This is a genomic window from Alteromonas lipotrueiana, from assembly GCF_019249245.1.
Taxonomy (GTDB): domain Bacteria; phylum Pseudomonadota; class Gammaproteobacteria; order Enterobacterales; family Alteromonadaceae; genus Alteromonas; species Alteromonas lipotrueiana.
The window spans coordinates 98,292-111,685 of record NZ_JAESDK010000001.1 but is presented as its reverse complement, the minus strand read 5'-3'; the positions used below and the strand labels follow the sequence as shown (position 1 = coordinate 111,685).

Sequence of the window (13,394 nt, the reverse complement as noted above, 5' to 3'; positions counted from 1 at the left end):
AGCCGGTTTACACAGGTTGATGGGAGAGAAGCGGGACAAATAATACGTTTTGCTTACATCAGGTACAAGCGAAGGACGGGTTTTTGCAGTATTAAAGCGACACTTTACTACTGCTGTGTGAAAAAACCATTATGCTGACACCGAGATACGGTCTTTCGAGTCTACCCGGTACGCGGTTAACGTATTGCCCCAAACATAGCCCGTATCCAACCCAATAATTTGTTTAGACGACGTTTGTCCTTCTAAAGCAGCCCAGTGGCCAAACACTATTCTTTGTTTTTTAGGAATGTGTAAGTCGGGATGCTCAAACCAGGGCATAAGCTGATTATCAGAAGACGAGGTGCCTTTTTCCTGCATATTCAGATGCAAATCTTTGCCTACAAAGCGCATTCTGGTGCAGGCATTAACAATAAAGCGCATTCGCTCAACTTCGGGTAGGTCGTATTGCCAGATATCGGGGCCGTTGCCGTACATCTGGGTTAAAAAGGTGTGGGGGTCTTGTTGTAATGCCTGACTTACTTCATCGCTAAAGCGCAACAATTGCTCGGGTGACCAGCCAGGGTATAGCCCGGCGTGTACCATTATATGCTTTTTATCAATAGCCATTGCTAACGGAAACTGCATCAGCCAGTCACAAAATTCGTCAAGACGGTCGCTGGTAAGCAGATTCTTCAGCCGATCTTTTTTATTCGACGACTTTATATTTTTGCTGACCGCCAATAAGTGCAAATCATGGTTTCCCAATACACTTTGAAAGGCCGTGCCCAAACCTTTTAAAAACGACAAGGTGGCCAATGAGTCTTCACCCCGGGCCACTAAATCGCCAACAGCATAAAGCCGATCGCGTCGGTCATCAAACTGGCATTTATCCAGTAATTTCATCAAGCCGTCGTAGCAGCCTTGAATGTCACCTACTATCAGGGTTTGGGCAGAAGATTGCTTCATAATGCTGACAACTATGTGAAGTTAATTAATACTATTAGGTACTGCTAAACGAAATACCTCGATGGGTACCCGAATCATTTGACCCTCGTCAGGCAGCATTTCGTAAAAGCCTTCCATTGTGCCCACAGGTGTATCTAAAATAGCACCACTAGTGTACTGAAACTCTTCTCCGGGCGCCAGGCAGGGTTGCTTTCCTATCACCCCGGCACCTTCAACTTCACTTCGCTTACCGGCGCCATCAGTAATCAGCCAGTACCGGTTGATAAGCTGAACTTTTACGTCGCTGTGGTTAGTAATTGTAATTTGATAGGCGAAAGCAAACTGGCCTTTTTTAGATGCCGGGTGATCTGCTAAATGCCGTGTACTAACATGAACATTAATCACGGCGTGAGCGTCCACTGTTTCGGCGTCCCATGTTCGTAAATATAATTGGCTATGGTGGCAAAATTCTGCAGCGATAGGGTTTCGGCGCGCACCCCCGGATTAATATCCAGACTGGCAAGATTTTTCTCACTGATACAATCTTTCAGGCTGTTACGAATGGTTTTTCGGCGCTGGTTGAATGCCTGTGCGCAGACCCGTTCAAGTGTGTTCACCGAATCAACCTCAACCGGCGGTGCAGCATGAGGTATTAGTCTGACCACCGCCGAGTCTACTTTTGGGGGTGGCTTAAAAGCGCCGGGCGGGACCGTAAGAACAGGAGCAACCGAACAGTAGTACTGTGTCATTACCGACAACCGCCCGTAGCTTTTTGAACCAGGGCCTGCTGCCAGTCTGTTGACTACTTCTTTTTGCAACATAAAGTGCATGTCCTGAATACTATCGGCGTAGTCAAACAGGTGAAACATTAAAGGAGTAGAAATATTATACGGCAGGTTACCGAATACGCGTAGCGACTGTTCAGGGTCGGGCAGGTTATCTTTTACGGTGGTGAAGTCCAGAGTAAGGGCATCCTGCTCTATTATATTTAACTTTGAACCGTTAAAAGGGTGATGCCGCAGTCTTTTGGCTAAATCGCGATCTAGCTCAACCACGGTCAGCGCACTGACCCGCTCGCACACCGGGTCGGTCAGAGCGCCTAAACCAGGGCCTATCTCAACCAGATTTTCGCCGTCACGCGGATTAAGTGCATTTACAATTTTATCGATGACATATTCGTCGTGTAAAAAATTTTGTCCAAACCGTTTTCGCGCGGTATGGCCCAGGTGGGTTTTACTCATAGGTGGCTGTTCGCAAGTTCTATGGCTTTTTCTAACGCCTTTTGAAAACTGCCGGTGTCTGCCTGGCCAGTGCCAGCCAAATCTACCGCAGTGCCGTGATCAACTGAAGTGCGGATAAATGGCAACCCCAGAGTTATATTCACAGCGGCGCCGAAGCCTTTAAATTTAAGTACGGGAAGACCCTGGTCGTGATACATGGCTAGTACCACATCGGCATCTTCTAAATATTTTGGCTGAAAGATTGTATCAGCCGGTAATGGGCCAGTAAGCTTGATGCCTTCAGCACGTAGGCCTTGTAACGCCGGAATCATGGTTTCGATTTCTTCGCGCCCAATATGGCCATCTTCGCCTGCATGAGGATTTAACCCACACACATAAATATGAGGTTCAGCAAGCCCGAATTTTTCTTTTAAATCGGTATCGATAATTCGGATAACCCGGTTAAGGCGCTCGGCGGTAATGGCTTTTGATACATACTCTAAAGGAATGTGGGTGGTAGCCAGCGCCACATTAAGGCCTTCGGTAGACAGCAGCATAACGACATCAAGGGTATTTGACTGGTAAGCAAAATATTCGGTATGCCCGGAAAAAGAGACCCCGGCTTCGTTAATAATTCCTTTGTGCACCGGGCCTGTGACCACCGCCTCAAAACCCTCATGCATATTGGCATCACATGCCTGACGCAGAGTTTCGACCACATAGCGCCCATTCGCCGAGTTTAATTGACCGGGCACAACAGGTGCTTCAATATCAACCTGGCGTATAAATAACTCACCGGGCTCGGGGGCGCGGGTTATATCGCCGGTGTGAGCAGTTAGTGTTAGTGGCAAGCCAAGAAGCTGCGCGCGTTCGTGCAACATTTGGGTATCAGCAAATGCCACCAGTTGTATAGGCCAGCGTTGCTGGGCTAACTGAATGATAAGATCGGGTCCGATCCCGGCAGGTTCGCCGGGAGTTACTGCTATTTTTTGAATAATCATCAACTCTTAATGGGGCCTTACCTACAAAACTTCAATGTAGGCAGCATCGCGCATTTCACGAATCCAGGCTTCTGCTTCTTCTTTGAATTTACGGCTGTAAATAAGTTGTGAGGCTTTATCTTCCTTACGCTTGTCAGTGGCATCGTCTAAACGACGGTCTTCAAGCTGAATTAAATGCCAGCCGTGGGTAGAACGAATGGGTTTGCTGTACTCGCCTGGTTCAAGATTGGCCAGGGCTTCTTTAAAGGCCGGAACGTACATATTAGGATCTGCCCAGCCAAGTTTACCACCTTTTAAAGCAGAACCCGGATCGTCTGAATGTTCTTTTGCCAGGGCCGAAAACTCCGCGTCGCCGTCAATTACCTGCTGCCGAAAATTACTCAGCATTTGTTTGGCTTTTTCTTCACTAAGAATAATCGAAGGTTTAATCAATATATGCCGGGCATTGACTTCTTCTACCGTAACTTTTTCAATACCGCGGGTGTCTTTGATTTTCAGAATATGAAAGCCGGCACCACTTCGAATAGGACCGATAAGCTCGCCAGTTTCTTTGCCCTGAACCGCTTCAGCAAACAGCGTGGGCATAGAATTAATATTCAGCCAGCCCATATTACCGCCTTCCAGGGCTTCAGAGCCTGAAGATGAGGTAATTGCAATACGGGCAAAATCGGAGCCGTTATTGAGTAAATCCAGTACTTTCTCGGCCCGAGAACGTGCATCTTCAATCACTTCTTCAGACGGTTCAGACGGAAGGCCTATTAATATATGACCAAGCTGATATTCAGCTTGCTCGGCGCCTTGTTCATCCATCAACTCCACTAATGAGTTAATTTCCTGAGGGGTAATGTAAATACGACGACGAACATTTGCCCGGCGAACTTCACCTACAATTAATTCTTCGCGTACATCTTCACGATAATCGTCGTAGCTAATGCCTTCTTTATTAAGCTCGGCGCGAAGCTGATCCATACCAATACCCTGACCCTGAGCAATGTTGCCTATGGTCTGCTCTAGCTGAGGGTCGCTTACCTGAATCCCCATGCGCTCTGCCATTTGCATTTGCAGGCTTTTAAGAATTAAACGCTCAATTGCCTGGGTACGTAACACACGGTCAGCCGGGAGAGTTTGCTCCTCGTTCTGCGCATTGCGTTTTACCTCTGTTACCAGCGCCTCAATTTCGCTTTCTAAAATTACGCCCTGATCCACAATAACCGCTACGCGATCCAGTGAAACCTGCTGAGCCAAACTAGAAAATGTCAGTAGGGCAGTTAAATACATAGCCCGAATAATGAACTTCATAATCACTCTTTATTGTCGTTTGTATCACTACACCCTTAATCGGCATGTAGCATGGTAAATTAATTCAGGTTATAAGGTTGCCGATAGCCAAACATGCCATCTTCAAGCATGCGTCGGCTAGACTTGGACGAGCCTAAACCCTTAAATATAAACTGCAAACCAAATCCAGAATCGTATTCGTCGGTCGATTGTTGTCCATCGTCTGCAAATCGATTGCTTAGTTGACGCTGAGCTACGAGCTGTATCGCCCAACAACAGGATTCGTACTGTAAACCAAAATAAGATTCGATACTGCGATTTCTTTCTAAGTCGCGGTAGGTACGTCCCACCCAGTGCCAATTCTGGTTAATGGGCCAACTTGCCGACAGACCTACCTGGTCAATAGTTTCGCCGCTAAGTTCGCGGACGTAACGATGACTCACCTGTACCAGGCTTTCTGCATCTCGCCGGTACTCAAGCGAATGGCTACTGCGCTCAACTTCATTCGTTTGCGTTATTATTTGCACATCTGAATGAAAATACCACCGATCAGTAATGCGCCAGTCTAGCTCGGCTGCCAACGCAGATCGATCCCGATTCTGGGTGGGTGATTCGACCTGGTTATTGCCAAGGTAGAATATCTGACCCAGACTCAGGGCAAATTGTTCCCGATGTGCATCATCTAAAATTCGGGAGGTGGCACCAATGGTAATTTGGTTATTGTCGTTGATGCGATCCAAACCAATAAATTCACGGCCTCTGAAGATGCTTTCCATATCGGTCAGCAGCACCGTAGTATCATATATACCAATATCGCTCTGATCTTCGTAAGAAGTATACAGGTATTGCACTTTCGGTTCTAAGGTTGTGGTGCCGGTATCACTTAACCAGCCGCCGTCGCGCTCAAAATACAAGGTGCCATATAGACGCCCTTGTCCCAGGGTACGGTTAACCTCGCTGCTTAACTCGGTATCTTCAATATTGCTTTGCCGATAATACGTATTCAACAAAGTGGCTTCAGCGGTAAGCTCTCCCCAGTTGCGCTGGTAGGGCAAGGCCAGGGTGGGGGCAACATGAAATCGCATAGCAGTAGGAGCAGACTCATCGGTATTGTCAAAATAGGCAATTTCAGAGTCTAGTGAGAGCTCAAAATAACGGGCAAATGGTTTACTGATACGTAATCGTGCTTCGGGCAGGGTACGGTAAGAGCCGCTTTGCACCCCAATGGTTTCAAAGTCGCGCAGGTGAATGTCAAGCAGCATATCGGGCGTATAATAATTCAGGCCAACGGTACGGGCAAGGTGCGTGTCGGCCCGGTTATAGTATTCTGAACCCAAATCGACAAAATAGTTATCATCGCTGAGACCATTTAAATCGAGCCCCACTGTCCAGTTCTCGTTTAAATACCCGTCATGGGTAATTCGGTAAAAATAACGGTCATCTTCATTGGTGGTGTCTTGGTCAGAAGGCAGGTATTCAACATCGACCATGCTGTAGCCTTGTTCGCTTAGATGGCGAAACTGGGTTTTCAGCTGCACGCCTCTGTCGGTCATCAGGCGGGGCGACAACGTCATGTCGTAGTTAGGCGCCATGTTCCAGTAAAAAGGTTGTTCAATATCGATACCGGTATTTGAGGAGCTTGAAATTTCAGGAAACAATAAGCCCGTTTGCCGCTGGTCACTGACCGGAAACGCAAAATAAGGTAAATAAAATACCGGAACATCGCCTACATAAAACCGCGTGTTTTTGGCCTGGCCCCATAACGAACCGCGTTCAATCGAAATTTCTGACGCTTTAATCATCCAGTCACGACTTTGTATTGGACAAGTAGTAAAACTTACATCGGACAGGATTAAACCGTCGCTTGATGTCAGGTCAATTTCCTGGGCGGTACCCCGGCCGTTAGAGCCGTTTAGCTGATAGTTAGTATTAGACATATTCAGCGTTTCGCTAACCGAGTCCAGTAAGACTTCATCGCTGTTTACCTGCAATTGGGCATCCTGATATTGCACATTGCCCGACGCCTCTAACTGCCGTCCATTGTTTTTTACCTGAGCCTCGTCAGCCTGAATAATCGCCGCATCTGAGGTAATACCTACATTACCGCGAAAGTGAGCCACCCGCTGAGACAAAATTTCGGTAGAGTCAGCTTCAACCTTCACCTCGCCTGGCGACATCAATTGTTTTGATGAAAACTGAACAGGCGAAGTCGGACACAGCAACGCCGTGTCTGAAGCATTTTGTGGCTCAGCATTAGTCGAACGAGTTTGTCCCTGAACTGGCTGCCAGCCCAGAGAAAACAACAAAAGTGATGCGCAGGTCTTTTTCATGCGGGGGTGAATGGCCTGTAAGTGATACTGTCTGAAAGGCGTCAGCTGTACAAAATAACATTTTGCAAAAACTAATGCGCCCAAATGCCGTCCATTACGAAATTGATCGTTTGCGTTCCTGGCTAACGTACGTAAATACTTACTAATTCTAAGCACTTTGGTATCAATAACCAACCACCAAGTGCAAAAAAGCTTTAGGAATTGCATTATTACAGGCATATTCAGCGTTATTGATGAACCATTTGTGGCCTGGGTAAACTAAGTGATTTATGACTGTGGAACCTACGGCAGGGTTTATAACCTATATACTGCAAACTTCACATATAGCTAACGATTTGCAATGACCCACGTCATTGCATACAAGGGGGATATTGGTAATGCCATTTTGGGGCAAAGTACTGGGGTTAGTTTTCGGCTTCATGTTTTTAAAAATACCTGGCGCTATTTTGGGGCTTATCGTCGGACACTTGTTTGACCGGGCTTACAGTCAGGATTTCAACAAGCTCGGCGGATTCGGCCGCTTTTTTACCGACCAGTCAGCACTGAAACAACAAGCGATCTTTTTTCATAGCTTATTTGCCTCGCTCGGGCATCTGGCTAAATCTGATGGTCAGGTGACTCCCCGTGAAATCCAAATCGCCAATATGCTTATGGATGATATGCAGTTGCAGGGAGAAGCCCGAAAAGAAGCGCAGGATGCGTTTCGTGAAGGTAAAGCCCCTGATTACCCAATTGCCGATACCCTGTCCAGTCTTTATGAAAATTGCCACGGACGCCGCGATACCTTACAGGTGTTTCTGGAGATTCTTATTCAGGCCGCGTTTGCTGACGGCAAAGTTACTCACGGCGAATTAAAAGTATTGGAGAAAGTGGCAAAAGCGCTGGGTTTTAAACGCAAAGATCTCGACTTTCTTTTGGCGGCTTACGATGCTGAGCTGCGTTTTCGCCAACGAGGACAACAACAGCAACAGGGCAGTCAAAGCACCTACAGTCAAACCCAGACCCTGGCCGATGCCAACCAGATTTTGGGTGTCAGTGATACCGACGATGAAAAAACCATTAAGCGCGCTTATCGTAAACGTATGGCCGAACATCATCCTGACAAACTGGCTTCAAAAGGCCTGCCTAAACAAGCTCTGGAAATGGCGAAAAACAAGACGCAGGACATACAAGCCGCCTATGAATTAATTAAAGAGCGCCGAGGGTTTTAGGTGAACAAAAAAGCCGAAGTGCCGGCGGCAAGCCTGAGTCATATCAACCAATTTATTGAAATGTTGTGGCTGGAGAAAGGACTCAGTGAACATACCCAGCAAAGCTATCGCACCGATTTGACAAAGTTAGCGGTGTTTTGTGCCGGGCAAAATCAGCCTGATATTGGCGTTTTGCAAACCGAGGATATTTTAGCCTACCTGACTTACCGGCATGAGCAGGGGTTATCCACCCGCAGTACTCAACGCGCGATGAGTGCAATGCGGGCTTTTTATGTGTATTTAATTAGCCTGCACAAGCGCAACGACAACCCGGTGTCGGTATTAACCAACCCAAAAACACCCAAAAGCTTACCGGTCACTTTAAGCGAGCAGCAGGTTGACGCCTTATTGGCTGCCCCTGATATAGACGAACCTATTGAGTGTCGCGATCGATGCATGCTGGAAGTGCTGTATGCCACGGGCCTGCGGGTCAGTGAATTGGTGGGGCTACGCCTAGAACAGATTAATGTTCAGCAAGGTGTAGTGCGGGTGACCGGTAAGGGCGACAAAGAGCGCTTGGTCCCCTTAGGTGAAGAAGCCATCGACTGGATTCATATTTATATGAGTACCGCACGCCCCCAGCTGCTAAAAAGTCAAAGCGACATAATGTTTGTCAGTTCTCGTTCACGACAAATGACCCGACAAACTTTCTGGCATCGCATAAAACAGTATGCCATCAGGGCTAATATTCAACAGCCTTTGTCACCGCACACTCTGCGCCACGCCTTTGCCACCCATTTACTTAATCATGGCGCTGACTTGCGGGTAGTGCAAATGTTATTGGGTCATAGCGACCTGTCGACCACTCAAATTTATACACATGTAGCCACCGAGCGTTTACAGACACTGATTGCCGAGCATCATCCCAGAGGCTAGAAGTAAACCGTAACCAGCTTCGCCGACAATCGTTTGCTTCGCTGACTTGCTACAATAATTCACGACAATAGCCTGGTTTGTGCCAACCCTGATTGTGTTAGTATATTCAACGTTAATGCAACTAAGTGCAGGTGAAACCGGTCTGTTGCTGTACCAGATCTTTTAAGGAGTCTATGTGTTTAAACCAGCTATAAAACTATTAACCTTAAGTTCGTTGCTACTGAGCTCCTGGGCTTTACAGGCCCAAAGTACCGATAAGGTAAAAAACAAACTGGAAAACCAGTTAGGTCTTACCGTTGAAACCATTAGCGATGCTCAGGTTCCGGGGCTGCTGCAGGTTTCGTCCGACCGTGGACTGTTCTATGTAACCGAAGATGCTCGCTATTTCATGCAGGCGCGAATCTTTGATATGAACAACGATATGGCCAATGTGACCGAAAACGCGTTGTCTGACATGCGCTTAAAAGGCGCAGATAAATTTGCCGACTCTGCGATTCAGTTTAAAGCAAAAAACGAAGAGCATGTGATCACAGTATTTACCGATATTACCTGTGGGTATTGCCGCAAAATGCATAAAGAGATAGACCAGCTAAATGCATTGGGTATTACGGTAAATTATCTGGCGTTTCCCCGCGCTGGTTTACAGTCACCAGTGTACGACGAGATGGTATCGATATGGTGTGCCAGCGATCCACAAAAAGCATTAACGGCGGCTAAGCAAGATAAAAGTATTGAGTCAAAAACCTGTGAGAACAAAGTGGCTGAGCAATTTAAATTTGGTCAGTCGGTAGGCGTAAGTGGGACCCCAAATATCATTTTAAGCGATGGCACTTTGATACCAGGTTATCAACCTGCAGGTGTACTGGCGCAGGCGCTTGATAACGCCAGCTAAACAAAGCTTAAGCCATGGTTTAAAGGCTAAGTCAAACAGACTACAAGTGTGTTGTGACCCCTGTTATTAAACGCTGTTTATTCCTGCTACATCAAGGTGACATTTTTTATGGAATTGCCGATTGTGCGGCGCACAGTGAGCTCAGAGCCGCTGTGCCATACTTTGCACCCCATATTAGACCGGGTTTATCGTGGACGGGCTATTGCCAGCCTTGACGAGCTTGAAATAAAAGCCCAGGCATTACAGCATTATGCTGAGCTAACCGGAACAGAGCTGGCCGCGCAGCTGCTATGCAAGGCTATTTATACTGATCAAAAGGTGGTTATAGTAGGCGACTTTGACGCCGACGGCGCCACCAGTACGGCCGTGTGTATGCTGGCCTTAAAACAGATGGGTTTGCAGCACATTTCGTATTTGGTACCTAACCGGTTCGATTTTGGTTATGGCCTTAGCGAACAAATTGTCGATGTAGCCTGTGATGAAGGCGCCGAAGTCATTGTTACCGTTGACAATGGTATTGCGTGCTTGCCGGGTGTTGCGCGGGCAAAAGCACGCGGAGCGACGGTGATTATTACCGATCATCATCTTCCAGGTTCTGAGTTACCTGATGCCGATGCGATAGTAAACCCTAACCAACCTGGCTGTGAGTTTTTATCAAAAAATCTGGCGGGTGTGGGCGTGGCGTTTTATCTGATGCTGGCCATTCGGGCGCGTTTACAGGCCGACAAATGGTTTGAAAAACAACAAATCGCCGTACCGAACCTGGCTAATTTATTGGATATTGTGGCTGTGGGTACAGTGGCCGATGTGGTGGCGCTGGACAAAAACAATCGTATTTTGGTGTATCAGGGGCTACAGCGTATTCGGGCCGGAAAATGCCGCCCTGGTATACGGGCTTTATTTGAGGTGGCAAACAAAACGTTGCAGCATGTTAGCGCAACTGACCTGGGCTTTGTGGTGGGTCCCCGGTTAAATGCCGCCGGTCGGCTTGATGATATGGCGTTGGGCATTGAATGCCTATTGTGTGAAGACGCAATGCAGGCACGGTTTTTAGCTAGTGAGCTTGACCAGCTTAATCAGCAGCGCAAAACCATTGAAGGCGATATGAAAGCCGAGGCTGAAAAAGTGATTGCCAGCCTAACGGTTGAGCAACAACAAATGCCACCGGCGTTGGTGTTATACAATGCTGATTTTCATCAGGGCGTGATTGGCATAGTGGCCGGACGCATGAAAGAAAAATACAAATGTCCGGCTATTGCTTTTGCTCATCAGGATGACGAAGAAATAAAGGGGTCAGCCCGGTCTGTGCCTGGCGTGCATATTCGCGATGTGCTTGAAGAGGTTAATTCACAAAAGCCGGGGTTAATCCCCAAGTTCGGTGGTCATGCTATGGCGGCGGGTTTATCTCTGCCGGTGGCCTCACTGCCAGAATTTGAAACCCTGTTTATGCAAGTTGTTACCCGCCACCTGCAAAATATCGATTCGCTACACACTATTATGAGTGACGGCGAGCTTGCGCCTGAAGATTTGACATTGCCGCTGGCAAGGTTACTTAAACAGGCGGTGCCGTTTGGTCAGGGTTTTGAAGCGCCGTTATTTGATGGCGTGTTTGAGATTGCCCATCAGCGTCTGTTAAAACAGCAGCACCTTAAGCTGGTATTAAAAACCGGCGATCAGCAAGAAGTTGATGCCATCGCCTTTAATGTGGATACCAACATTTGGCCTGACACCAGTATTACCCATGTTCAGCTGGCGTATCAGTTAGACGTGAATGTATTCAGAGGTAAAGAAACCGTGCAGTTGATTGTGCAGGAGCTGGCACCACATGGTCACTGACGCCGATAAATTGCTGAAACGCCACCAGCAACTCATTCATTCTGAAGGTCTTAAAGTAATCTCACATGTTCAGCGCAATGAAGATGACTGGGTGCGCCATACATTGATGTTGCAAGGCTACGAGGTTCCGTTTGTGTTTAAACGCAAAAAGCAGTACCGGTCGCTGCAAGGCGCGACGGTCAATCTGACGTATTACCCCATTGAAGAGACCATCGCCGGTATGGCCTTTGAGCAAATGAAAGTGGTGCGTGTTAAACGTGCCTGACGTTAAGCGTTATCTGCAATGAAGTCCTTATGGCAAACTGCTTTTGTGCTGCATCGACGCGCGTATCGTGAAACCAGTTATCTGGTTGACTTTTTTACCCGCGACGCTGGCATTGTCACAGCTGTGGCGAAGGGCGTTAAAAACAGTAAAAGCGATCGTAAAAGTCTGCTGCAGCCCTTTGCCAGAATCAATGTCCAACTGGCCGGGCGTTCTGAGCTTAAAAACTTAGCTCAGGTTGAAAGCAGCGCCGCCATGCTGTTTTTACAGGGTAAAAATTTGTTTTGCGCCCTGTATGTTAATGAATTACTGAGCCGGGTACTGCCTAAAGGCTTAGCCTGCGAAGAACTGTTTGACCATTACCAGACAACCCTTCATGCACTGGCAGGGGACGCGCCGCCTGATGTTGCGCTGCGCGATTTTGAGTTTGCCTTGCTTGAAGAGATGGGCCAACTGCCTGATTTGCTAAACGATGCCGCTACGGGCGAGCCGGTAACCAAAGAACACTGGTATCAGTTTGTTCAGGAGCTGGGTATAGTAAGGGCATCAAAACCCGGCCAGTCACGAAGTGTACCAGGCACAGCGCTGTTATCTATGCACCATCGCGACTGGGATTCGCCTGCCCGTCAGGCGGCAAAACTTATCGCTCGTCAGGCGTTGCTGCCTTTGTTAGGTGACAAGCCATTAAAAAGCCGTGAATTATTTCGCTAAACCCTGCTGTAGCGGCGGTTTTTTGATACACTTGCTTCATTCCAACCTCAATCAGATTACGCCATGAACGAGATTTTTCTAGGGGTCAACATTGACCATATCGCCACCTTGCGAAATGCCCGTGGTACCGCTTACCCTGATCCGGTTCATGCCGCTGATATTGCAGAGCGTGCAGGCGCAGATGGCATAACGGTACATTTGCGCGAAGACAGGCGCCATATTACCGACCGTGATGTCAATTTGCTGGCCCAAACAATCAATACGCGGTTAAATCTTGAAATGGCCGTTACGGACGAAATGCTGGGCATTGCCGAGCAGGTGGGGCCGGCATTTTGTTGTTTGGTACCCGAAAAGCGTCAGGAGCTCACTACCGAAGGCGGGCTGGATGTAGCCGGAAATTTGTCGGTTGTAAAAGCGGCCTGCAAACGACTGGCCGCGGCCGGTATTGAAGTTAGCTTGTTTATTGATGCACAGGAGCGCCAGATTGATGCGGCTTTAGAGTGTCAGGCGCCTTATATCGAGATTCATACGGGGCAATATGCTGAAGCCGGCACGCCAACAGCTGTGGTCACCGAACTAGAGCGGCTAAAAGCCGGGATCAGCTACGCCCATACTCAGGGACTCAGGGTTAATGCGGGTCACGGTTTGCATTATCATAATGTAAAACCCATTGCGGCGATTTCAGAGGTGGTTGAGTTAAATATTGGCCATGCCATTGTGGCGCGCGCGGCGTTTGATGGTCTTGCTATTGCGGTGGCCGACATGCGTAAACTAATGCAGGAAGCCCGTATGGGCAGTTATATGGCAGAGTAAT

13 protein-coding genes are annotated in these 13,394 nt (G+C 47.8%); 7 read left to right on the top strand and 6 right to left on the bottom strand.

All coding sequences use genetic code 11. The annotated features are described in order from the left end of the window. Positions 1-129: 129 nt before the first annotated feature. From JK130_RS00510 to JK130_RS00485, 6 genes are read right to left on the bottom strand one after another with little or no spacing between them, the layout of a single operon-like run. Complete coding sequence (locus tag JK130_RS00510) at positions 130-945, bottom strand: symmetrical bis(5'-nucleosyl)-tetraphosphatase (protein WP_218352245.1); 816 nt, start codon at positions 943-945, stop codon at positions 130-132. 21 nt (positions 946-966) lie between these two features. Further along, complete coding sequence (gene apaG, locus JK130_RS00505; RefSeq protein WP_343210967.1) at positions 967-1,329, bottom strand: Co2+/Mg2+ efflux protein ApaG; 363 nt, start codon at positions 1,327-1,329, stop codon at positions 967-969. Continuing rightward, positions 1,326-2,165, bottom strand: a complete 840-nt coding sequence (gene rsmA, locus JK130_RS00500; RefSeq protein WP_218352243.1) for a 16S rRNA (adenine(1518)-N(6)/adenine(1519)-N(6))-dimethyltransferase RsmA — start codon at positions 2,163-2,165, stop codon at positions 1,326-1,328. The genes apaG and rsmA overlap by 4 nt, the downstream gene beginning before the upstream one ends. Further along, positions 2,162-3,145 carry a 4-hydroxythreonine-4-phosphate dehydrogenase PdxA gene (gene pdxA / locus JK130_RS00495; RefSeq protein ID WP_218352242.1) on the bottom strand — a complete coding sequence of 328 codons (984 nt, stop codon included), beginning with the start codon at positions 3,143-3,145 and terminating at the stop codon, positions 2,162-2,164. The genes rsmA and pdxA overlap by 4 nt, the downstream gene beginning before the upstream one ends. A gap of 21 nt (positions 3,146-3,166) precedes the next feature. Further along, positions 3,167-4,444 carry a peptidylprolyl isomerase SurA gene (surA, locus tag JK130_RS00490; RefSeq protein WP_218352241.1) on the bottom strand — a complete coding sequence of 426 codons (1,278 nt, stop codon included), beginning with the start codon at positions 4,442-4,444 and terminating at the stop codon, positions 3,167-3,169. A gap of 59 nt (positions 4,445-4,503) precedes the next feature. Further along, a complete protein-coding gene (locus JK130_RS00485) occupies positions 4,504-6,753 on the bottom strand; it encodes an LPS-assembly protein LptD (protein WP_218352240.1) in 2,250 nt (749 codons plus the stop codon). 377 nt (positions 6,754-7,130) lie between these two features. Here JK130_RS00485 and djlA point away from each other — a divergent pair, with 377 nt between their 5' ends. From djlA to pdxJ, 7 genes are all read left to right on the top strand, one after another. After that, entirely contained in the window at positions 7,131-7,964 is an 834-nt protein-coding gene (gene djlA / locus JK130_RS00480) for a co-chaperone DjlA (RefSeq protein ID WP_218352239.1), read from the top strand. Next, the gene (gene xerD, locus JK130_RS00475) at positions 7,965-8,879 is read left to right on the top strand and encodes a site-specific tyrosine recombinase XerD (protein ID WP_343210966.1); all 915 of its coding nucleotides are present in this window, start codon (positions 7,965-7,967) and stop codon (positions 8,877-8,879) included. Positions 8,880-9,054: 175 nt separating this feature from the next. Beyond that, the gene (gene dsbC / locus JK130_RS00470) at positions 9,055-9,771 is read left to right on the top strand and encodes a bifunctional protein-disulfide isomerase/oxidoreductase DsbC (RefSeq protein ID WP_218352238.1); all 717 of its coding nucleotides are present in this window, start codon (positions 9,055-9,057) and stop codon (positions 9,769-9,771) included. A gap of 108 nt (positions 9,772-9,879) precedes the next feature. Beyond that, positions 9,880-11,607 carry a single-stranded-DNA-specific exonuclease RecJ gene (recJ, locus tag JK130_RS00465; protein WP_218352237.1) on the top strand — a complete coding sequence of 576 codons (1,728 nt, stop codon included), beginning with the start codon at positions 9,880-9,882 and terminating at the stop codon, positions 11,605-11,607. Then, complete coding sequence (locus JK130_RS00460) at positions 11,597-11,872, top strand: hypothetical protein (RefSeq protein ID WP_218352236.1); 276 nt, start codon at positions 11,597-11,599, stop codon at positions 11,870-11,872. Before recJ ends, JK130_RS00460 begins: the two co-directional genes overlap by 11 nt. An 18-nt stretch (positions 11,873-11,890) precedes the next feature. After that, entirely contained in the window at positions 11,891-12,580 is a 690-nt protein-coding gene (gene recO / locus JK130_RS00455; protein WP_218352235.1) for a DNA repair protein RecO, read from the top strand. A 63-nt stretch (positions 12,581-12,643) separates the two neighbouring features. After that, positions 12,644-13,393, top strand: coding sequence for a pyridoxine 5'-phosphate synthase (pdxJ, locus tag JK130_RS00450; protein ID WP_218352234.1), 750 nt, complete (start codon positions 12,644-12,646; stop codon positions 13,391-13,393). Position 13,394: the final 1 nt, after the last annotated feature.